Annotated in this window: 18 protein-coding genes and 1 tRNA gene; 6 read left to right on the top strand and 13 right to left on the bottom strand. The window is 51.7% G+C overall.

What is annotated here, in order from left to right; translation table 11 throughout:
• Positions 1 to 15: 15 nt before the first annotated feature.
• Together CPA57_RS01495 and CPA57_RS01500 are read right to left on the bottom strand one after the other, a co-directional pair.
• Positions 16 to 2,721: a valine--tRNA ligase gene (locus CPA57_RS01495; RefSeq protein WP_182080889.1), complete on the bottom strand. Its 2,706-nt coding sequence runs from the start codon at positions 2,719 to 2,721 to the stop codon at positions 16 to 18.
• 97 nt (positions 2,722 to 2,818) lie between these two features.
• Complete coding sequence (locus tag CPA57_RS01500) at positions 2,819 to 4,264, bottom strand: TolC family outer membrane protein (RefSeq protein WP_407647558.1); 1,446 nt, start codon at positions 4,262 to 4,264, stop codon at positions 2,819 to 2,821.
• Positions 4,265 to 4,465: 201 nt separating this feature from the next.
• Between CPA57_RS01500 and CPA57_RS01505 the strand changes: the two genes are divergently transcribed.
• A tRNA-Cys gene (locus CPA57_RS01505) sits at positions 4,466 to 4,539 on the top strand.
• Between the two features lie 147 nt (positions 4,540 to 4,686).
• On the opposite strand, the gene glk is transcribed toward CPA57_RS01505, so the two are convergent.
• Both glk and CPA57_RS01515 read right to left on the bottom strand, forming a co-directional pair.
• Positions 4,687 to 5,676, bottom strand: a complete 990-nt coding sequence (glk, locus tag CPA57_RS01510; protein ID WP_182080891.1) for a glucokinase — start codon at positions 5,674 to 5,676, stop codon at positions 4,687 to 4,689.
• A 95-nt stretch (positions 5,677 to 5,771) separates the two neighbouring features.
• Positions 5,772 to 6,593, bottom strand: a complete 822-nt coding sequence (locus CPA57_RS01515) for an SDR family NAD(P)-dependent oxidoreductase (RefSeq protein ID WP_182080893.1) — start codon at positions 6,591 to 6,593, stop codon at positions 5,772 to 5,774.
• Positions 6,594 to 6,653: 60 nt separating this feature from the next.
• Here CPA57_RS01515 and CPA57_RS01520 point away from each other — a divergent pair, with 60 nt between their 5' ends.
• A complete protein-coding gene (locus CPA57_RS01520) occupies positions 6,654 to 7,832 on the top strand; it encodes a hypothetical protein (RefSeq protein ID WP_182080895.1) in 1,179 nt (392 codons plus the stop codon).
• A 59-nt stretch (positions 7,833 to 7,891) separates the two neighbouring features.
• Here the strand turns inward: CPA57_RS01520 and thiL are convergent, their stop codons facing one another.
• From thiL to nrdR, 3 genes are read right to left on the bottom strand one after another with little or no spacing between them, the layout of a single operon-like run.
• The gene (thiL, locus tag CPA57_RS01525) at positions 7,892 to 8,836 is read right to left on the bottom strand and encodes a thiamine-phosphate kinase (protein WP_182080897.1); all 945 of its coding nucleotides are present in this window, start codon (positions 8,834 to 8,836) and stop codon (positions 7,892 to 7,894) included.
• A gap of 11 nt (positions 8,837 to 8,847) precedes the next feature.
• Entirely contained in the window at positions 8,848 to 9,330 is a 483-nt protein-coding gene (gene nusB, locus CPA57_RS01530) for a transcription antitermination factor NusB (RefSeq protein ID WP_182080899.1), read from the bottom strand.
• Complete coding sequence (nrdR, locus tag CPA57_RS01535; RefSeq protein WP_182080901.1) at positions 9,327 to 9,812, bottom strand: transcriptional regulator NrdR; 486 nt, start codon at positions 9,810 to 9,812, stop codon at positions 9,327 to 9,329. The genes nusB and nrdR overlap by 4 nt, the downstream gene beginning before the upstream one ends.
• Positions 9,813 to 9,961: 149 nt before the next feature.
• On the opposite strand from nrdR, the gene CPA57_RS01540 reads away from it, so the two are divergent.
• Positions 9,962 to 10,471 carry a copper chaperone PCu(A)C gene (locus CPA57_RS01540; protein ID WP_182080903.1) on the top strand — a complete coding sequence of 170 codons (510 nt, stop codon included), beginning with the start codon at positions 9,962 to 9,964 and terminating at the stop codon, positions 10,469 to 10,471.
• Positions 10,472 to 10,483: 12 nt separating this feature from the next.
• On the opposite strand, the gene recQ is transcribed toward CPA57_RS01540, so the two are convergent.
• The 4 genes from recQ to cydD all read right to left on the bottom strand — a co-directional run bounded on the left by recQ (position 10,484) and on the right by cydD (position 16,228).
• Positions 10,484 to 12,328, bottom strand: coding sequence for a DNA helicase RecQ (gene recQ, locus CPA57_RS01545; protein WP_182081761.1), 1,845 nt, complete (start codon positions 12,326 to 12,328; stop codon positions 10,484 to 10,486).
• A 41-nt stretch (positions 12,329 to 12,369) separates the two neighbouring features.
• Positions 12,370 to 12,786 (bottom strand): OmpA family protein, encoded by a 417-nt coding sequence (locus CPA57_RS01550; protein ID WP_182080905.1) that lies wholly within the window; start codon positions 12,784 to 12,786, stop codon positions 12,370 to 12,372.
• A 110-nt stretch (positions 12,787 to 12,896) separates the two neighbouring features.
• Positions 12,897 to 14,534, bottom strand: coding sequence for a thiol reductant ABC exporter subunit CydC (gene cydC, locus CPA57_RS01555; RefSeq protein WP_182080907.1), 1,638 nt, complete (start codon positions 14,532 to 14,534; stop codon positions 12,897 to 12,899).
• Positions 14,534 to 16,228 carry a thiol reductant ABC exporter subunit CydD gene (gene cydD / locus CPA57_RS01560; RefSeq protein ID WP_182080909.1) on the bottom strand — a complete coding sequence of 565 codons (1,695 nt, stop codon included), beginning with the start codon at positions 16,226 to 16,228 and terminating at the stop codon, positions 14,534 to 14,536. The genes cydC and cydD overlap by 1 nt, the downstream gene beginning before the upstream one ends.
• Before the next feature lie 134 nt (positions 16,229 to 16,362).
• Between cydD and CPA57_RS01565 the strand changes: the two genes are divergently transcribed.
• Positions 16,363 to 18,174 carry an ABC-F family ATP-binding cassette domain-containing protein gene (locus CPA57_RS01565; RefSeq protein WP_182080911.1) on the top strand — a complete coding sequence of 604 codons (1,812 nt, stop codon included), beginning with the start codon at positions 16,363 to 16,365 and terminating at the stop codon, positions 18,172 to 18,174.
• A 53-nt stretch (positions 18,175 to 18,227) separates the two neighbouring features.
• On the opposite strand, the gene CPA57_RS01570 is transcribed toward CPA57_RS01565, so the two are convergent.
• Together CPA57_RS01570 and CPA57_RS01575 are read right to left on the bottom strand one after the other, a co-directional pair.
• The gene (locus CPA57_RS01570) at positions 18,228 to 18,662 is read right to left on the bottom strand and encodes a superinfection immunity protein (protein WP_182080913.1); all 435 of its coding nucleotides are present in this window, start codon (positions 18,660 to 18,662) and stop codon (positions 18,228 to 18,230) included.
• A gap of 47 nt (positions 18,663 to 18,709) precedes the next feature.
• Positions 18,710 to 19,690 (bottom strand): Gfo/Idh/MocA family protein, encoded by a 981-nt coding sequence (locus tag CPA57_RS01575; protein ID WP_182080915.1) that lies wholly within the window; start codon positions 19,688 to 19,690, stop codon positions 18,710 to 18,712.
• 156 nt (positions 19,691 to 19,846) lie between these two features.
• Between CPA57_RS01575 and secD the strand changes: the two genes are divergently transcribed.
• Together secD and secF are read left to right on the top strand one after the other, a co-directional pair.
• Positions 19,847 to 21,385 (top strand): protein translocase subunit SecD, encoded by a 1,539-nt coding sequence (gene secD, locus CPA57_RS01580; RefSeq protein WP_182080917.1) that lies wholly within the window; start codon positions 19,847 to 19,849, stop codon positions 21,383 to 21,385.
• Positions 21,386 to 21,390: 5 nt separating this feature from the next.
• Positions 21,391 to 22,320 carry a protein translocase subunit SecF gene (secF, locus tag CPA57_RS01585; RefSeq protein WP_182080919.1) on the top strand — a complete coding sequence of 310 codons (930 nt, stop codon included), beginning with the start codon at positions 21,391 to 21,393 and terminating at the stop codon, positions 22,318 to 22,320.
• Positions 22,321 to 22,368: the final 48 nt, after the last annotated feature.

Below are 22,368 nucleotides of genomic sequence, written 5' to 3' on the forward strand. Positions count from 1 at the left end.
GATAGTTGGGGTACGTTAGCTAATGCGGCTCAGAGCTGTTTTTTGTTTGGCAAGCTCTTGCTGGAATGTATCCAGTCGGTCACGATTTTCTTGAACAACCTCAGGTTTGGCACGAGCAACGAAATTTTCGTTGCTGAGTTTCTTCTCAACTTTGCCAATCTCGCCTTCTAGGCGAAGGATTTCCTTCTGAAGGCGAGCTTTTTCAGCATCAAGGTCGATCACACCTGCCAATGGCAGGAAGATGGTAGCCTCATCCAAAATCAGTTGAGCGGCCATTTTGGGTGCTTCCTCCGTCAGAGGGGAAACATCAGAAGCACGAGCCATCTGGTCGATGGCGGCCTGCCATTTTCGAGCACGCTCGATCGTCCGGTCAGAAGCATCACGTAGCAACAGTGGTGCCTTCTGGGATGGAGGAACATTCATTTCCGCACGGACTGTTCGAACACCACTTATCAGACGAATGACCCAATTAATTTCATCAGCGGCATCCTCAGCACCAGAGACCTGGGGGACCGCAGGCCAACTATTAATTCCGAATGGGCCAGAATAACCCAGCTTTTTCCAGAGCGTGCTAGTTACAAATGGGATGACGGGATGCATCATGCGCAGAATGATACCCAGTACATGTGCTCCTGCCGCCTTTAACTCGTCCGCCTCGGCCCCTCCGGCACGGAAGGTTGGCTTGGAAAATTCTACAAACCAGTCACAGAAAATATTCCAGACAAAATTATAACAGCAGCGTGTGTACTCATCAAAACGGGATGCTTCTAGCGCAGCATCTGCCTGAGCTACAGCCTTGCGGGCTTCTTCCAGAATCCAGCGGGCTAGAGTGGATTTGACATTAGATGGATCAAAGCCAAGCTGTGGCTCTACGCCATTCATTTGAAGAAAACGGGAGGCATTCCAGAGCTTCGTGATGAATGCCCGATGCTCTTCAACACGATTACGTCCTAGCTTGATATCCCGTCCTAGGCCAGCACCCGCGGCAATGGCAAGACGGGTGGCATCAGCACCATAATCAGCAATCAGATCTAATGGGTCGATACCATTCCCCCGAGACTTGGACATCTTCTGCCCCTTTTCGTCTCGGACGAGCCCATGGATCAATATTTTACGGAAGGGGACCTTGCCCATGAAGTGAAGCCCCATCATCATCATCCGGGATACCCAGAAGAAAATGATGTCAAAGCCGGTAACTAGAGTGCTCGTCGGATAATAAAATTCCAGTGACTCTGTTTTATCCGGCCAGCCCAGCGTTGTGAACGGCCAGAGAGCCGAGCTGAACCATGTATCCAGCACATCCTCATCCTGCGTCAGAGTGACAGAAGGGCCGGCCTGTTTCTGGGCATCTTCTGCTGTTTCTGCAACATAGGTCTTCCCATCGGAACCATACCAAGCCGGTATCTGATGACCCCACCAGAGTTGACGGCTGATACACCACGGCTGAAGATCCCTCATCCAAGCGAAGAAGGTATTTTCCCACTGCCGAGGCTCAAAGACCATATCACCTGATGTGACAGCATCAACAGCGGACTGGGCTAACTTGGGGGCATCGCAGTACCATTGCAATGTTAAGCGAGGCTCTACAATGGCGCCGCCACGTTCTGCGGTAGGAACTTGAAGAACATGCGGTTCAATCTTTTCCAGCCATCCCATTTCGTCCAGACGTTTAATGATTTTCTTACGAGCCTCATCACGATGGAGCCCTTCTAGAGACCGTACGAACCCAGTATCGCTCACGCCCTCATAATCAGCTAACTCGGGTTGGATTTCATTCAACCAGATGCAGGCACTTTCATCCAGAATGGTTGGTGCTGGTAGATTATGGCGTTTCCCAACCTCAAAATCATTGAAATCGTGAGCTGGAGTGATTTTGACGGCTCCAGTTCCTTTTTCAGGATCTGAATGTTCATCAGCCACGATGGTAATGCGTCGTCCTGTCAAAGGCAGGATGACGGTCTGGCCGATCAAACTGGCATATCGCTCGTCTTCAGGATTGACGGCAACAGCGACATCACCCAGCATAGTTTCCGGCCGGGTTGTGGCAATCGTGATGGTTCCACCGTTCTCTAGAGGATAACGGATATGCCACATTGATCCCTTTGTTTCCTTGTTCTCCACCTCAAGGTCTGAAATGGCGGAACGGAATACCGGGTCCCAGTTAACCAAACGGCGATCTCGATAGATCAGCCCTTCTTTGTGAAGTTGAACGAATACCTTGCGAACAGCACGGGATAGGCCTTCATCCATTGTGAAGCGTTCACGCGTCCAGTCGGCAGAAGCACCGAGACGACGTAGCTGCTTGATAATGGTGCCGCCATATTCATTCTTCCACTCCCAGACACGATCGATGAAGCCGGGGCGACCGAGTTCCTTACGGCTGATGCCTTCCTTGTCCAGAGCCCGTTCTACAACCATCTGTGTAGCGATACCGGCATGGTCTGTCCCGGGCTGCCAAAGGACATTGGCCCCCTTCTCTCGCTGCCAACGGATGAGGATATCCTGAAGAGTGAAGGTCAGAGCATGCCCGAGATGCAGCGTACCCGTGACATTCGGTGGTGGAAACATGATGGAATAAGGCGTGCCGCCTTTCCCGGGATTTGCCTCGAATGTCCCAGACTCTTCCCAGGCATCGTAAAGTGTCTTTTCATAATCGGCAGGAGTGAAGGCTTTTTCCAGAGCGGAAGGAGCCAGAGAGATGTGTGCGTTCTGTTCGGACATGGTTTCCCGGGTATTAAGTCAATCGTGTTAGGTAATGTTATTCATATCATCGGCATGAAAACTTGCCGATAGGTGGAGAGGAAAAACTCCTCCACCTTTACCGACCCGGCTGGTCTGTTTGATAATCTCCAATGCCCCAGAGACGATTTTTGACGGCACGGTAATAAGCCTTTTCATCGTACAGCGGAACATTCAGTTTCAGGTCCACAGCGGTCAGGTGTCCCATAGCACGGGCGATATCGTAGGATGATGTAACAAGAGACGTTACACTCTGGATGAGGGCTCGCTGGGACTGCAGCAATGTTTCCTGCTGTTGGAGAACAGAAAGCGTTGTGGCTGTGCCGACCAGAGCCTGCCGCTCCACCCCAGCAAGGGCCGCTGCATTGGAAGAAACGGCAATCTGATGACTGCGTAGCGTCTCTTTAATCGACATATAGAGCTGCCAGCTTTCCGATGTCTGCTCCAAAGCAGTTCGACGCTGGACATCCACTTCATTGCGGGCGGCAATGGCAGTCTGACGAGCCTGACGGATTGCGGCATACTCACTGCCTCCCTGATAGAGAGGAACCTGCAGATTGAGAGTTGCGTATTTATTATCCTGTAGCGAATTATCTTGCCCCTGATCTTTCGCACGCTGATAAGCAATCCCGGCTGAGATTTTGGGCAAAATGGCTGCCATCTGAACAGAAATATTATCTTTCTGTTGGGCTTCATTAAAAAGGGCCGCAATAACGTTGGGATTATTACGCATGGCCTCTGCTACGGCTTCCTGCTCAGTACGGACCGGCAGCGCCAAAGGCTGTGGGGGCACCATATCCGGTGGAGCTGGCACTCCTACAATCTGAAGATAACTGGCCTGTGCAGCCTGTACGGCCCCTTCTGTTTGATGAAGGTCAGCTGTTGCTGTTGCCAGCGCGCCCTGAGCCTGCGCCACATCGGTACGGCTCAACTCCCCTAGACGGAATCGCCTGTTTGCTGCATCTAGCTGCTCCCTCAAGGCACGTTCGTTATTAATACTGACCTGCAAGAGCTGTAGGTTAGCGACCAGACGGACATAAGCATTCATAGCACTGTAAAGCACTTCCTGCTCTGTTTCGATCAGCCGTGCTCTCTGGGCAAATATCTGATTTTTAGCCATGTGGGTACTCGCAACGGTCTTCCCTCCCTGATAGATAGGTTGGGTCAGCGAGACTGTCGTATTGTAGCCACCACTACTGTAACGTTGAATATTGGGCAGCTTGACCATCCGACCGCCAATGGTGGTCTGCTGCGTATAGCTGCTGCTTCCCTTATAATAGGTCAAAGCACCGCTAGCCGTAATGTTTGGCCGCCACCCTGCTTCCGCTGCAGGCATTTGCTCATCCACGGCTCGTAGCTGCGCTCGTGCCTCTCTCAGTTGTGGATTAGTCAGATAAGCCAGAGAAAGCGCTTCTTTAAGAGTATGTGGTATAAACTCTGGATTGCCATTGGGGTTTGTAACAGCTGTCTGAGCAAAACCACTTTGGCACAGCAGCCCCGTACCGACACACAGGCTCATCCCCATCTGCATTGATTTCCGGATTTTTGAAAAAAAATGGGACGCTTGTTTCATGTTTGTGGATCTGCCGATCTGACTGTCTGTTTCTAAAAAGTTGCCAGAGAGGACTATAAGGGAGAATCACACTGAAAATAAGAGAAAAATGGCACATATCATTTTCCCCTATTGACCTGTGAGCAATAATCTTTATTAAGGACGCACACCCGAGGTCTGGTGGCAGAATGGCTATGCATCGGACTGCAAATCCGCGTATGTGGGTTCGATTCCCGCCCAGACCTCCAGTGTACTATCCCCATGCCTCCCTATACGTTCCAGAACCCTTGAGAAACTGCCATTCTCGGGGTATCAGCTGCTGTCGGCTCTCGTTTCGTATTGTTTTTAGAAAAAGGCCACCCACGTATCGCATGAGTGACCTTTCCGCTCTCAAATCAACCTATAGCTGATTCTGCACGTGCTGCCTTGCTGGCGTAAGCGGCAGCGGCACCGTACAGACCCGGCTGAGGATGGGTGATAATCTTCACCGGCATCTCGCTCATCATGGTTTCAAAACGCCCTTTGGCGATGAAACGCTCAGAGAACCCTGAATGTGGCAGAATGTGGGCCAGGCGCTGCCCTAATCCCCCAGCTACGACAACACCGTGTGCTCCATGGGCAAGAGCAAGATCCCCGGCTACTGCACCAAGGCTCAGGAAGAAGCGCTCCAGAGCGGCAGCGGCCAGAGTGTCGGTGCCTTCCATCGCTGTGGTCCAAAGAGTACGATTGTCCTTAATGGTGATGGGACGATCCTGAAGTTCTGCAATGACCTCATATAGGTTGGTCAGGCCGGGGCCGGAAACGATTCGTTCGACCGAAACACGCCGGAAACGGTCCCTCAGAGCCCGGAGGATGTGATCTTCAACAGCATCCAGCGGAGAGAAGTCCGTGTGTCCTCCCTCCGTTTCGATTACATGATAGCCCTTCTCACCCCGCAGGAGAGTCGCAACACCTAGCCCTGTTCCTGGACCCAGAATGGTGATGGTTCCCTTGGTAGGAAGATCAACATCTGGTCCGCACAGATGGTTCATGTATTCTGGGCCAACCTGAGCCACTGCATGGCCGATCGCACCAAAATCATTCACCAGAGCGAAATCATCTAGCTTTAGACGGCTACCAAGCTGTGCGGGCTGGATGATCCACGGATTGTTGGTCATCTTCAGGATTTCACCGTTAATCGGGCAGGCTACGGCAATGCCTGCCTCCCGCGGTATAGGCCGCCCCAATGAACGACCAAATGCTTCCCATGCCAAGGCGAGAGAAGCATGTTCTGCACATTTCAGCGTGGTGGCCTCTCCTAGAGAGACCACATGACCATCCTTGATTTCAGCGATGGCAAAGCGGGCGTGGGTTCCGCCGATATCAACGGCAACAATTTCCTTCATACGTCTATTCCTTCAGTACGCAGAGAGATGTGTTGCCCCTTTTCCCACGCCGCTATCATGTCTGCAAGCACCTAGCCCCGTGAGGTTCCCCGCAATTAGCCTTTAGTAGGCTTTTCATTTTCCGGATGCTGCATGACATCTAGGCGGCGCAGAATGCGATGTGCAATCGGCCGCGGCAGAACCATTTCCAGAAGGCGGGTCAACTGGAACACCCAAGGGAATACTAGCACCCCTCTTCCCTGATTGATGCAGCGGGCAATCTTACGGGCCGCTTTATCTACCGGCACGAGGAACGCTTGATCACCATCCAAACGCTGGCTCATAGGCGTGTCCACAAAACCCGGGGCAATCAGACAGACACGGACGTTATAAGGCGTCATGGCAGCCTGAAGAGCGGTGCTGAATCGGCCTATCCCAGCCTTGGAGCCACTGTAGACCGTTGCCAGTGGCAGATCATGGAAGGATGCTACGGATCCCATAAGGGCAATACGGCCATGCCTGCGAGCGGCCATGCGGTTTGCCATCTCGGTTGCCATAGCCACCGGCGTGGCAAAATTAACCATAGACATCCTGAGGGCTGTCTCAGCTGATTCGGCTAGAGCATTATGGGGCCGAATATCCGCCATGCCTGCCGAAAGGATCAGAATATCAATAGATAGAGCATCATCTGCACTGGCTAGAGCTTTTAGAGCTTCGTCGGCCTTTGTCAGGTCAATGCTAAGCGTATCTACGCTAGCGCCCTTCGTACGTGCCACGAACGCCGTTTTTTCTAACCGTTCTTTACTACGTCCCCATAGTGTCAAATGTACGCCGGGCCGGGCATAATATTCCGCCAGAGCAGCCCCAATGCCACTGGAAGCGCCAGTTATGAGGATATGATGCCGAGGCATTGTTGAGTTTTTTTCTGGTCTGGACATGAAGCCCCTTTCATTTTTGCCCTCTAGCGGGAAGGCTCGTGTACGAGTATAGCCATTGCTATGCAATGTGAAGCGCCAAACTCTCAGTCTGCCAAGGTCGATGTTCGTCCCGTGACCACACGGGGAGATTTACGTCGTTTTATCACACTTCCACGCCATATCTACAAAGGAATGGAAGGCTTTGTTCCTCCGTTAGATATGGAGCAAAGACATTTGCTCAGCCCGAAGGAATCACCGGTTTTCCGCCATGCAGAGATACAATATTTCCTTGCTTGGCATGGGGATCGTCCTGTTGGTCGAATCGCCGCTATCGTCGATCATAAGGCAATTGAGCATTGGCAGGAAGTTATCGGGCAGTTTGGTGCACTTGATGCTATTCCTAAAATGGAGGTCGTTTCAGCCCTTCTACAGACTGTTGAAAAATGGTTTCACAAACGGCAGATATCCAAGGTACGTGGGCCTGTCACACTGAGTGGAAATGCGGAGAGTGGCACCATGGTAGAGGGGCAATGCTCTGCCCCCATGATTGCCATCCCATGGCATCCGAAAGGTCTGGACGCCCTTATTCGCAAGTGCGGGTATGAGAAGGCGCAGGATCTGCTGAGTTACCGCCTAGAACTGGATGGTAGCATGGAAGAGCGTTTCAGAGTTCCCGGCGATATGAGACTCGGTGAAGGACGCCTCAGCAAGATAACCACCCGCAATCTCTCCAAAAAGGAAATCACCGCTCAGGGTGAAGTGTTGCGGAAGCTATATAATGATGCATGGTCACATAAATATAATTTCGTACCCATGCAGGATTATGAAATGACGGCGATGATTGAGCAAATCAAGCCGCTTCTACGCCCCGAGCATTATGTCCAGATTGACCAAAATGGTGAACCAGTCGCCATGGCGATGGTTCTGCCTAATCTTTATGACATTGCAGGAGATTTAGGAGGGGCGCCCTCACCTCTTGGTTGGTTACGTCTTGGCTACCGATTGGCTACCCATCGATTCCATTCTGCTCGTGTTATTTTGCTTGGTGTTTCCAGCAAAATGCGCGGAACGATACTCGGGTCACTACTTCCCTCTTTCGCCATCGTTGAGCTAATGCGCCGAGGGAATACACTGCCCTATAAGTGGGTTGAATTGGGATGGGTCCTAGAGAGTGATGTAGCAATGAGGAATCTAGCCGAATCCCTCGTACCCCATCCTCATAAGACGCACCGTCTCTACGAAAAGATACTTCTTTCCTGAACATTCCAGGAAAGAAGTGTCTTTTTTAATATGGTGTAACGAGTAATCAGATCAGGTTGTCAAAAATGCTGCCAACCTGTCCGCGAGAAATTGATGGGGAGCTGCTGTTTATCTAACATGGTTACGCCTCGCCCCTCCCTCACTGTTCCTACTCTAGTGAGAGGTACGTCATGCTCTTTGCAATGGGCCTGTAAAGCAGCCTCTTGAGCAACAGGGCATGTCATGAGCAACTCATAATCATCGCCCCCCAGAAGAATCATCTCTCGATGCGTCGCCATGTGAGCTATAACCTCAGGCGCAAAAGGTAATTTTTCCTCAAAAAGCGTGATAGCGACACTAGACTCTTCGGCAATATGTCCGCAATCCTGTAGCAGGCCATCCGATATATCCATAGCTGCACTGACTATACCATATAAAGAAAGGCCAATGCGGGGTGTCGGTATGCGGTATGCCTCTACAAGAGACGGTTCTCCACCATTCAGTTTACTCAGACGAACCTGCAAACCCAATGCAGCCCGACCGAGGCTGCCTGTAACCCAAACACCATCCCCCGGCTGGGCACCGTCGCGCCTTAAAGCTTCCCCCTGACGAACCGACCCAAGAATGGTGACATTCAACATCAAAGGAGATGGGCTGCCAGTTGTATCTCCTCCCAACAAAGAAATATCGTACTGCTTCTGATCCGCTGCTAGGCCAGCGGTAAATCCTGTAAACCAGTCTTCGTCATAATGCCGTCCGGATGGGACGCTGACATTCAACATATAATGCCGTGGGCGACTACCCATGGCTGCCAAGTCAGAAAGATTACAGCGTAATAATTTTTGGGCCACAGTGTGTGGTGGATCATCTGGAAGGAAATGTAACCCTTCGACCATGGTGTCGCTGGAAAGAACAAGTTCCTCTCCCGCCGGAAGGGCCATAGTTGCCCCATCATTGCGGAGCTCCATAGCACCCCGGCCAGCGAGTGGCCGGAAATGCCGCGCAATGAAATCAAACTCTCCCATTAACTGCTGCCTTATTTTACGCTTTGTTCTCCGCCTTGTTGGCGAGCAAACTTATCCAAGATCCCATTAACCATCTTTGGTGCATCACCACTGAAGAAACCATGGGCGACGTCCAGATATTCATTAATGGCAATTTGAGCAGGAAGACCTGCCATCATCTCGCCAATAGCTGTCCGCAATAAGGAGCGTAGAACTGGGTCAAGTCGATCCATCGGCCAGCTTTCAGGCAGAAGGCTGATCAATGTGCTATCGATTACATCTTGTTTCAGAACGGCATTACGAACAATTTCCTCCAGCAAATTCAAATCCGCATCAGGGATATGGCCGTCTTCAAAACTGGCTGTAGGAGCAATATGCCGGTGTCGGATAAACTCCATGATGACGCTTTCAGGATTGGCCCCGGTCTGCTCGCATTGATACAGAGCCTGAGTTGCCGCCATGCGGGCAATGGTCCGGCTGCGTTTACGGGGGGTAGTGGATGACGGTTCAGTCATGGGGTCTCCTGAGAGGGGGGATTGGCAGGCTTGTCCATATTCATATCAATAAGTATTTTGGAAAATGCCTCAATCTCCCGAAAATCTTTATAAACACTAGCAAAGCGGACATAAGCTACGTCATCAATGTCACGTAGTGCATCCATAGCAAGCTCTCCAATCCTATAGGATGGGACTTCCTGCTCACCAGATGATTCCAGCTGTCTGACAAGTCCGTTAAGCAGGCGCTCCTGCCTTACATCATCGACCGGCCGTTTCCGTAAGGCGATGCGGATGGATCGAGCTAGCTTGTCACGATCGAAAGGAATACGCCTACCGTCCGCCTTGATGACGGTCAGTTCTCGCAGCTGCACACGTTCGATGGTGGTAAAGCGCTGGGCGCAAGCACAGCAGACACGGCGACGGCGGATAGCAGCACCATCCTCCGCCGAGCGGCTATCCTTCACCTGCGTTTCCTGATTTCCACAAAAAGGGCAGTACATGGCATAATCCGAAAAGCAACTAAAGCAGGGTCTTCCTTGACCCTGCATGGTGCACAGTCTATCGGAAATGGCGGCACTGAGGAATATGAAAGGGTCTTTTTCTTTATAATTGCTCAGTATTTTCCCTCAGTCTGAAAGCGGGAGCAGGAATGATGAATAGGACGATACGTAACACCCTGACAGGGGCAGCCTTGCTGATCAGTCAGAGTGCAGGAAGTGCCATTGCAGTGGGTAATGATGCGGCGCCCCCACCAGTGTCTATCAAGAGCATCACTATCAGTGATACCGCCCTGCATACACGCTATAAAGAAGCGCCTTTTATTTTTGGCACATTTTCGCTGACAAATCATGGTGTAACGGACATGCTGCTTCGTGGTATCATATCCTCCAGCTGCAACTCTGTCACATCAAACCGGAGTAGCCAGGTAGCGATTCAGTCTCCTCGGCAGACTTACGATATTTTCCAGCGTATGGCTGTCCCGCATGAAGGAACGCTCGTTTTTCCTATTAGTGGTTATCATTTGATCTGCCACGGGCTGAAAGTGCCTTATCAGCCGGGTAACAAGCTAGATTTCACATTCCATTTTCAGGATGTTGGTGATGTAACTGCTTCTTTCACCATGCAGCCCATCGTGGAAGAAAAACACGTCGGCCCTTGAAGGGATAAACCTTCAAGGTGCCTCTTGAAGAATCGCCAAAACGGCATCGCCGTAACGGTCAATCTTGCTTTGCCCAACTCCCCGTATCTCGCCCAGTTCCTGCTTGCTAGCAGGGTGGGCTCGGATAATCTCCCGCAATGTGGCATCACGGAAGATGATATAAGGCGGGATCTCTTGCTGATAGGCCTCTTCTCGTCGCCACATTTTTAGTGCCAGAAAATGACGGTGCTCTTCTTCTGAAAGTTCTTCAGAGGGGGAGCCCGGTGCAGTATTTCCTATGCTGGCGAGATGTCGTAGTGTCGCATCTTCCCTCAAACTGACAGCAACATCGCCTCGTAGAATGGGGCGGGCCGTTTCCCGTTTCAGCCCTAGACCACCATGATCTCCTACCATTCCAATGGCGCCGCGGGCTATAAGCTGTCGAATGACCATTCGCCACCAGACATCCGTTCTATCTTTACCGATACCAAAGACTGAAAGATGCTGAAGGGCATGACGTTCCACAGCTTCGGTCATTTTTCCCTTAAGAACAGCAATAAGCTGCACAGCTCCAAACCGTTCTCCTGTTCGATATATGGTAGAAAGAACCTTCTGAGCAGCTTCAGTTGCATCGAAAGTAGAAGGAGGATGCAGGCAGTTGTCGCAATGCCCGCATGGTTCATGCAGAGCTTCTCCAAAACAGGCGAGAACAGCCTGTGTCCGACAGCCTGTCGTTTCTGTCAGAGAAATCATACTTTCTAGGCGTCCCTGCATCGCTCGTTTTTCACTTTCAGGAACTTGTGCCTCTTCGAGCCAGTAGCGGGCTCGGGCAACTCCCTCCCCATTATATAACAGCAGCGTATGTGAAAGTTCACCATCACGGCCAGCACGTCCTATCTGCTGGTAATATCCTTCTGGTGAAGTTGGCATATCCAGATGAATGACAGTCCGGACGTCGGGACGATCGATCCCCATACCAAAGGCGATAGTAGCTGCCACAACCATTGGTTCACCAGAACGAAACCGTAAAAGGACATTTTTCTTATCTGCTGGAGACATGCCGGCGTGGAACGAGAAAGCTGTATAACCCTTTTCCCGAAGCTGTCGGGCCAGTGATTCCGTTTTTTTTCGACTGCCACAATAGACGATGGCTGCTCCCTGCCCCATATGACGGCTCAAAGCATCCAGTACCTGCCGTGTCTCAGACAGTTTTGGCTGTGCTTGAAGGAACAGGTTATTTCTGTGGAAACTACCCATCAGGATGCGAGCTTGCGGCATATCCAACGCAGAGAGTATGTCGCTACGTGTGCGAGGGTCTGCCGTAGCTGTTAGCGCAATGCGAGGAACACCGGGGAACAGTTCCTTCAAATTAGCTAATTCCCGATACTCCGGCCTGAAATCATGCCCCCAGGCAGAGACGCAGTGAGCTTCATCAATCGCAATGAGGGACAGGTTGCATCGTTTTAGTAGATTGAGACTGTACGGGGTTAATAGCCGTTCTGGCGAAATATAAAGAAGATCAAGCTGATCACAGACTAGATCTTCCCGGACCGTCTGCTGATCCTGATGATCCATCTCAGAGTGTAGTGCTGCCGCCCTCACCCCGAGTTGCCTCAACCCAGCGACCTGATCTTCCATCAGGGCAATTAGAGGTGAAATGATGAGTCCCACCCCTTTACGGCAGAGAGCGGGAACCTGATAGCATAGGCTTTTACCCCCCCCTGTAGGCATGAGGATGAGAACATCCTCCTGATTCATGACAGCCTGAACCGCACTCTCCTGAAGTCCTCGAAAAGCTGTAAAGCCAAACACTTTATGCAGGACTTCTTCAGGAGATTCGCCAACGTGGCGGGGGAAATAATCGATCGGGTTGCCTATCCCTTCGTAAAGCTCCCCGTCACGCTGATCATGATGCTGGATCAATGGTCGGCCAAATGAACCGTGACACGGCGGAACGCAACACGTGAGTTCTCAACATCTGTCGGTATGAAAGTTTCCTTCCGGATATCTTCACGCTTGATGCCATCCTGCACCAGCACATCAATCACGGAATCTGCCCGAGCATCAGCCACTTTCTTCAAGACATCCGCATCGCCACTTTTTCCGGCAGAGCCCGCCACAGTAATATGCGAAATGTGACGCTTATGTGCTGCTTCAACAGCACTAGCAATGATAGCTTTCCCTGTAGGGGTGAGCGTTACGGATTCTGTATCAAAGAAAATGACATAATCATTTCGTGGTAGGTGCGAAACACAGCCAGCTAGAAGTCCGGCTACCATGAGGGAAGTCGCCCCCACGGGAGCAAGACGACGCATGAAAGCAAAAACCTTCTTCATGGGAGCCCCTTTTCTCATCAATGATAAAAAATCTCATCTTTAACTGCCCGTGCTTTGCCCTGTGGTCAATATGGCCCAGCCCTCAATGACAGTAAAAATGCATCGTTCCCTCAAAGAGAGTGGGAGATTAAGGTGCCGTCCTGAATTGTCCAGAGATGATCAAGCTGCTCTACCCCCGTAAGGCGATGAGTGATCAGCAAGATAGTACGGGAACGGTCTAGCTGATTGAGGGTTGCCAGAAAAGCGCGCTCGGTCTCCATATCAAGCCCGGAACCAGGTTCGTCAAGAATCAGTACCGGAGCATCAGAGAGTAGGACACGGGCCAGAGCGATACGACGCCCCTGCCCTCCAGATATGTGTGATCCATTTTCACCAATCCAGCTATCCAGCCCATCAGGCAGGGAGCGCACGAAATCGGCAATCTGGGCTTGCTCAAGCGCCGCCCATATAGCGTCTTCGGAAATGCCATCTCGCCCTAGCAAAAGGTTGGAGCGAACCGTATCATCAAAAAGATGGCTTGACTGTGAGAGCCACGCAACCTTGCTCCGCAGGGCTTCAGTCTGGATGGAGGCGATATCATGTCCGCCTAGAGTGATACTCCCCTTTTTAGGAGCGACCACCTTAAGCAGCAGGGCCGCAAGACTGGACTTTCCTGCGCCAGAAGGTCCAATCAATGCTGCTCTTTCACCTTCCCGGATTCTAAAATTCACATTGTGCAGAACGGTCTTGCCCGGGAGCCAGCCGAAGGTAATGTTCTTACCTTCAATTTCATGTCCATTAGGCGCAGGCTCTGTTCCTTCTCCTGGCGTGCCGTTAGGAACGATCGTAGCTTCTACGACGCGTTCTGCTGCATGACGGATACGACCGAACAACAGACCAGCCCTCGGGAGGTCTACAATATTGTCGAGAGCTGTCATGACCACAAACAGAATGGTAATTCCCATGACTGCTTGTTCTTTTGGAAAGAAGAAACCAGTACACCCTGCTAAAGCAAATACGACACCTAAACGGGTTAGCAACAGAGACAATGCGTGCACATGCGCCATAGCACGGCCTTGTCGACGTTGCGCTGTATAGAAAACATCCTCAGCAGTTAGGAAACGTTCCGTCGCTGCATCTTCCTGTCCGAAAATCCGCAGTTCACGCATGCCGCCAACAAGATCAAGGGCCTGATTGTTCATTTCGGCCTGTGTTCTCTGGAGTTCTGGCCCCCAACGATATGAGATTTTTGCCATGAGGGTAGGTAAGGCAAAGGCGACCAGACAGAAAATAATTCCTATACTGAATGCGAGCAAGACGCTTCCCTTCAGGCAGATCCCAAGGACGATGCACAGGCTCAAAAGGGCGGTCGCCAGAGGAACCAGAATACGTAGATAGAAGCTGTCCAGGCTTTGTACGTCAGCAACAAGACGGGACAATAGATCACCAGAACGACGGAATCCCAGTCCAGCTGCGGCGCCTTTGGCAAGCCCCCTATAAAACCAGAGACGGATATCAGCCAGAACCCGGAAGGTAGCATCATGTGTTGCTAGACGCTCCAGATAGCGCAGGATAATACGGGAAGCCCCAGCAAATCTGAGTATTCCGAATGCAGCGACCCCGCCAACAGCAATCAGTCCGAGGCGAGACCCTGTCTGTCCCATGAGAAGAAAGACAGCACAGACGGAGAGTTCAGCCAGAAGAAGCCCCACAAGCAGGCGACCCCCACGGGATTTCCATATATTCCATAATGGCTGTAGCTGTTTCATTACAGAATCTCCTGTTCCATAACCCGTCCTTTTTCGATAGCGAGATGCACGGTCTCGCCGATATTGTGGAACTGGGAAGAATGAGTGGAGATCAGAGCTGTACGTCCTTTTAGAAGACGCCGGAGAGAAACAAGTATGTCCTGTTCTGTCGCAGGGTCGAGGTGGGCTGTTGGTTCATCCATGATGAGCAACGGCGCATCTTTCAGGAAGGCTCTGGCGATGGCGATACGCTGTGCCTGCCCGCCGGAAAGGCCATACCCTCCCTCACCCAGTTTTGTCTCCAGTCCATCAGGCAAAAGAGCCAGATAATCCACAATAGCAGAAGCCTCCAGAGCTTCTTGAAGCTGTTTTTCTGAAGCTGCCGGTGCTGCAAACATGATGTTCTCACGCAGGGTTCCAGCGAAAATAACCGGCTTCTGACCAATCCAACTAATCTGACGCGTCATATCGGCTGGCTGTAATGCCTGAAGGTCAGCACCACCAAGAAGGATATGTCCTTCACGTGGACGAATGAAGCCCAGAAGCATCTCTATAAGCGTCGATTTTCCGGCCCCCGAAGGGCCAGTCAGCAGGGCAATATCGCCCGCTTTGAGGTGGAAGGAAACGTCGTCTAGTGCTAAGGGACGGTCTTCCACCCACTGATAGGAAATATTCCGCACATCCAGATCAATACCCTTATCCGTACGATCCGGGACCAAACGGGGGGCGGATTCTTTTACTGTCAATTCAGGTAGGAGCGGTAGTTTCTGGATGGCCTCACCACTGTTAGTAATCTGTGCCCTATCCTGATAAGCTGCAGAGAGAGCCCGGAATGGTGCAAACGCTTCTGGCACCATAAGAACAGCAAACAGGATGCTAGTTGTCTGCGGTATAGAACCACCATGTAGCAGGCTGTGGCGCTGGTCGATCACAATCCAGACTAATGCGACAATCATAGCAATATCGGTTGAAGCGGAAGTTAGAAACGCCATACGCAGCACTTTCATGGTCCGCTGGCGTAACTCGTCAGCGGCGCGACCAAGGTTCTGGGCATCCTTTTCCGCATTCCCCGAAAGCACGATGGTGGCGATACCGCGGATGCGGTCAAGAAAACGAACCTGAAGACGGTTAAGTGCTAGCAGTTGGCGACGTGAGGCAACGGCCGTAGCAATACCAAAGACAGCTTGAAAGACTGGGAGGAAAAGGCAGCATCCACCTAGGATGAAACCAGCACGGTGATTCTGCCAGAATACAACGAGCACAACAGACCACTGGGCCACCACCCACAAGGCTGAGGCGGGCAGCCAACGGGCGAAATACCCTTCCAACGCTTCAATGCGATCTGTCAGAAGGGAGGCCAGTGCCGCACTATGCTGATGCCGAAGTAATGCAGGCCCTTGTGCAAAGAAACGAGCAAGCAACTCACGCCTCAAGCGTTTGCGAGCTTTTTCACCGCTGGACACAGCCAGTTGTTCTTGCGCATAGCCCAGAATGACACGGAGGATAGAAGCTAAGACGAAGAGTACCAGCCAGCGAAGAGCTACCCCCTGCCCGCTTGCTAGCAGCTCCGCCAGAATGGAAGCGAGGCTCCATACTAGAACCATTCCGGTAAGAACGTTACACATCCCCACCAGAGCCATCGTCATCGTAGCCGAGCGATTGGCGCTATTCTGCTGCCGTACCCAGCTTTTTAGCATCTTTTTGTCTGCCTTCATGCGGGGATATATACAGGTGAAAACAGGGAAATAGAAACAGACAGAGTAAAAGTTTTCTATCGGAAAAATCTTTCTTACATCTCTTTACCTGTTTCATATTGCAAATCTGCTCAGTTTTCCGCACATCAAGGCACATGTCTGCACCAATTCTCAATCTACAGAATATTTCATACACGCTAGGCGGGCGCCCCCTGCTGGACGGCGCGACACTCTCCGTACAACCAGGTGAGAGGCTCTGCCTTGTCGGGCGTAATGGTTCTGGCAAATCCACTCTACTCCGTATTGCTGCGGGAGAGCTGGAGGCTGATAGCGGAAAACATTTTCTACAGCCCGGTCTGAAAGTACATTACCTGCCGCAGGAACCCGATCTGTCCGTTTGGGACACTGTCTTTGATTACGTCACGGCGGATCTGGACGAAACGACGCATTATCGGGCTCGCTCCATGCTTAGCGAGTTGGGTATGAGCGGTAATGAGAAATGTGCCAGCCTTTCTGGAGGGGAAGCACGCCGGAGCGCTTTGGCTCGTGCCCTAGCGACTGAGCCAGACCTTCTTCTGCTAGATGAGCCAACCAACCATCTGGACCTCCCCTGCATCGCTTGGCTGGAACGAGAGCTTCTAGCCTCGAATGCCGGGATGGTTATCATCAGCCATGACCGTCGCTTTCTAGAGACCCTATGCAAGGCTGTCATCTGGCTGGATCAGGGAGGAACGCAGAGACTTGATGCTAGCTTTGCTCATTTCGAATCATGGCGAGACGAGCAGATTGAACTTGCCGAACGAGCAGCTCATAAACTGGATCGCCAGATCGCTCGTGAAGAAGACTGGATGCGATATGGTGTTACAGCTCGACGAAAACGAAATGTCCGGCGTGTTGCCGAGCTAGCAGCTCTGAGAGCGGAGCGACGTGATGTGGCTTCTCGTCAGAGAGGCACTCTAAAGCTTGAAGCTAGTGAAGCAGAGAATACCAGTAAAATTGTCATGGATGCCGAATCCATCAGCTGGACATACCCTGAGCGTCCCCTCATCTCTGCCTTGACCCTCAAGGTTACCAAGGGAGACCGGCTAGGTATTTGCGGCGCCAATGGTGCTGGGAAAACAACGCTCTTGCGTCTTCTTATAGGTGATATGGAACCGCAGACAGGAGAGATTAAGCGCAGTCCCTCCATTCAGATGGTCACATTGGACCAGCAGCGTAGTGCGTTGGATGGGAATCAGAATGTTGCTAACTTCCTGACGGACGGCCATGGCGAGATGGTGCAGGTTGGCACAGAGAAACGTCATGTCATTGGTTACATGAAAGACTTTCTCTTTAGGCCGGAACAAGCACGCACACCGGTTAGCCACCTCTCGGGTGGTGAGCGTGGACGGCTAGCCTTGGCGGCAGCTCTTGCCCGTCCCTCTAATCTGTTGGTGTTAGACGAGCCAACGAACGATCTGGACCTTGAAACGCTGGACCTATTGCAGGACATGCTGGGCGACTATGCTGGGACAGTCCTGCTCGTCAGCCATGACCGTGATTTTCTGGATAGGTTGGCAACATCCACTTTGGTAGCGGAAGGTAATGGTAGCTGGATTGAATATGCCGGCGGCTATTCAGATATGTTGGCACAACGCAGGGGGCAATTACCTGCAGAAAGACAGCAGAAAGATGCGGTATCATCTTCAGATGGAAAAAGTTCATCTGCTTCTCGCTCTGAGAAAAGCCCTGCTAAATTGAGCTACAAGGAACAGCGGGAACTAGACCAACTACCGGAAAGGCTCGAAAAACTCGAAAAAGATGCAGTACTCTGCCGGAACGCTTTGGCAGACCCCGAACTTTATACGCGGGACCCGGTCCGGTTTGAAAAAATTACAGCAGCACTGGCAGAAACTGAACAAAAACTAAGTCTAGCTGAAGAGCGCTGGGTCGAGTTGGAGAGTAAGCGAGAAGAGTTAGAGGGGTAACCCCAGCGGTGTGTTCCAGCCCGCCTATTTCAAGCAGGCGGGCTGGATATAAATTACAGACGATTGATGAGTTGTTCTTTCGCCTTGGTGAATTCCTCTTCCGTCAGCGTGCCGTGATCTCTCATCCGAGCAAGCCGTGCAAGCGTTTCAGCTGGAGGTTCTGCTGTAGCGCCGGAACCACTGAAAGACTGCGTCTGGCTATGCGCCTGATAAGGCCCCCAGCCCTGCCCTTGCCCATTCTGGAAAGCGATCAGCTTCTCTTTGGGCCAAAGTGCCCAAATGAGCAGACCAATCCAGAAAAAACCAGTCCAGCCCGCAAATACGTTCAGGGCGATGAGTAACCATTTCTGTGGGTGCTGCCGCATGATAGCAATGATGCTCGGCAGGAAGTATAGCCCCAGCATGGAAAGCATAAGAATGGCAAAGATCAGCAGACTAAGATACGGATTTATCGCATTAAGCTGCTGCGTATAGTCGGTCACGTCCATGAGAATTATCTCTCCGTAGTATAAGGAATTGTGGGGCGGCAAGCCGGTCAGTCAATCAAGCCCGCCTGCCGGACCAGAGCCTGTGCAGCCCGTATCTCTTCTCCGACTCTTAAGGCGGCGTCAAGAGCCCTTAGCCCAGCCTGTCCATCCACCATCACGGGGGCTCCATCCAGACAGGATGCAACAAAAGCATCATGTTCGGCAGCAAGGTTGTCATGTTCTTTCCAATGAAGGCTTTGCCGCCTGAAACCGTTGCTGCTTGGCAAGAGTATGCCCTTATCACGATTGATGAAGGTCAACTTCCGGCTCATGAAATCCGCTGAAAGATAACCTTCTTGTGCGAAAAGACGCATTTTACGCTCGGTCTTGAACGAAATGCGGCTAGCCGTAATGGAAGCAACACAACCATTTTTAAAACGGACACGGGCATTAGCGATATCTTCATGAGCACTGGAAACGGCAGCCCCCATAGCGTCAATGTGCACGATAGGGCTGTCTACAAGGGAAAGAATAAAATCGAGATCATGAATCATCAGATCCAACACGACAGATACGTCGGTTCCTCGCTCCTTGTAAGGGGCAATTCTTGTAGCCTCAATATAGAGGGGGTGCTTTATGCGGTTACTGATGGCATGATGCTCAGCAGAGTAACGCAATAAATGCCCGACTTGGAGAATGCAGCCCTGTTCCTCAGCATAACGAACTAGTTCCGCTCCTTCTTCCCTTGTGGACGCAAGAGGCTTCTCGACCATTACATGACGTCCAGCTTCTAAAGCTTGTCGGGCTAGACGGTAATGTGTCTCGGCGGGAGAGGCGATAAAAACAGCGTCACATTGTTTCAGCAAGTCTTCATAAGCTTTGAAGGCAATAGCCCCTGCTTCCTGGGAGACTGTTTGAGCTCGTATATAATCAGAGTCATAAAGCCCGACAAGATGCTCCCGCCTATGTCGGGAGGCCTGAAGTGCATGGAAGCGGCCAAAATAGCCTGCGCCTGCAATGGCAACATTAAGGGGCCGTCTTTCTATCATGTGAGCGATCATAGCACCCAGTGGAGGTTGTGCAAGACGCTATACAGTCCTGCATAATGGTTGCAATAAAGGACCGGAACGGGCATGGTCACACCCCATCTGCGAGATTAGTTCTGGCCACTTCCTCTTCACGCTTTTGAGGTTCTCTGACCCCCTATGTTGTATTACAGTCGCCTCAGGATGTTAGGCGTGGTGGGCATCTGCCTGATCAGTGCCCTCCTCTGTCTTCCTAATTTCATGAAATCCCCCTCATCATTCTTGCCCTGGCATCAGGTGCATCTTGGGCTTGATCTGCGAGGCGGTTCCTATCTCCTGTTGCAGCTGGACACGAAGACACTCCAGCATGACCGGCTCCAGTCTCTAGAGGGTGAAGTACGCCAGGGGTTGCTGACTGCCCATCTCGGCTATCGTAACATTGAGCGTGATGATGCTACGGCCTCCGTGTTGGTTACGCCCCGGTCAGATAGTGAAAAAGATAGCGACCGAAAAGTTCTGGAAGGGCTGACGCCATCCATTCCCGGCGAACTTGCTGTTAGTGAAAAGAATGGCCAGTTTGCTATCAGTCTGACACCAGAGGCCATCCGTAGTCGTGCCCGGGAGGCTGTTTCACGCTCTATTGAGATCGTGCGCCGGCGTATCGACAGTACAGGTGCCATTGATCCGAGTATCGCCCGTGAAGGTGAAGATCGCATCGTGCTGGAGCTCCCAGGTATTAGCGATCCCCAGCGCATCAAGACGTTACTCGGTACGACTGCCCGTATGACCTTTCACCTTGTTTCTCCAGACCCCACTCATGCTGGGCCCGGCACAACTATGCTGCCCCTCTCCGAAGGGCGTGGGGAGCTGGCTGTGGAAGACAGGATTGACGTCGATGGCGCTAACCTGACGGATGCTGCCGCCACGATGAACGAAGGACAGTGGGTTGTTGAACTGAAGTTCGACAATAAGGGGGCCGATGACTTTGCCCGCATTACCACGCAGAATGTTGGCAAGCCATTTGCTATCGTGTTGGATGGCCGCATCCTGACAAGCCCGGTCATCAATGGCCCCATCACGGCTGGCCAAGGGATTATCACAGGTAGCTTTACGGCTCGGTCGGCCTCTGATCTAGCATTACTGCTACGTGCTGGTGCACTTCCTGCCCCGCTTACCGTGGTAGAACAGCGGAGCATTGGGCCAAGTCTAGGTGCAGCATCCATTCATGCAGGCATCATCAGCCTTATTGTTGGCTTCGTGCTGGTCGTACTGTTCATGCTGCTCTTCTATGGTCGGTTTGGCCTTTATGCGGATGTTGCGCTTTTTGCCAACCTTGTCATGATTCTAGCTATTCTGTCTCTTTTTGAAGCAACCCTGACATTGCCAGGTATGGCAGGCATCCTGTTGACTCTTGGTATGGCCGTGGATGCTAACATCCTCATCAATGAACGCATTCGGGAAGAAGTCCGGAATGGTCGCAAGCCGCTTCAGGCTTTACAGGCCGGATTCCAGCGGGCAACGAGTACAATTATCGACAGTAATGCCACAGCCTTTCTTGCGCATGTCATGCTCTTTGTCTTCGGTACAGGGGCTGTCCGCAACTTTGCCTTGACCATCACCATCGGTATCGTCACCACACTGTTTACGACACTGGTACTATCCCGCATGCTGATTGTCCGTTGGTATGCTCATAAACGTCCACAAGAACTGCCGGTCTGATCGCCATGTTTTCTCGCCCTCTTCTCCGTTTCGTACGTGATGACCGACAGATCCACTTCATGCGTGGTCGTCATGCCGGTCTGATTGTTTCTGCACTTCTTTCCATCGCCTCTGTGGTACTGTTCCTCACGCCCGGCCTAAATCTTGGGCTGGATTTCCGTGGAGGCGTTATTGTAGAGACCCATTCTCCAACTGCGGAAGACCCTGCACATATGCGGGCTGTCCTGAAGGCCGGTCAGATCAATGCGGCTTCTGTGCAGTCCTTCGGGTCGCCTCAGGATGTCCGAATTGCCATCAATCTCCCCCGTGGTGGGGAGGATGAGCATGTCACCCAGAAACTGGTCGATCATGTCCGGGCTGTCATTGTGCAGGCTATCCCTGGTGTTCAGATTCAACGGGCCGATGCGGTGGGCGGGGCCGTCTCTTCTGAGCTGTTCCGTGATGGTGTTCTAGCGCTTCTATTCAGTCTGGGGATGATTCTCATTTATATCTGGTTTCGATTTGAACGAGAATTTGCCTTAAGTGCCGTCATTACTCTTGTACTGGACCTGACAAAGACCATCGGTTTTCTGATTGTCACACGTTTTGAATTCGATCTCGTCATGGTAGCTGCACTGCTTACCATTCTTGGGTACTCCACAAATGATAAAGTGGTCGTTTATGACCGCGTTCGTGAGAATCTCCGCAAATATCGGACGATGCCTTTACGGGAGCTTCTTGACCTTTCCATCAATGAGACGCTTAATCGGACACTGGGAACATCTATGACGGTGTTCCTCGCCGCTTTGCCTTTAGCTCTGTTCGGTGGCAGCACATTGACCGGCTTTGCTACCGTCATGCTGTTCGGTATCGTGGTAGGAACATCATCATCCATCTTCATTGCCGCTCCGCTTCTGCTTCTAATGGGACAAAAAAGGTTGCGGCGGGAAGGCTGATAAGAAGTTGTTTAATGGTTGGATAAAAAAAGGGGACGTGATGCCCCT

The sequence above is a fragment of the Bombella favorum genome (genome assembly GCF_014048475.1).
Taxonomy (GTDB): domain Bacteria; phylum Pseudomonadota; class Alphaproteobacteria; order Acetobacterales; family Acetobacteraceae; genus Bombella; species Bombella favorum.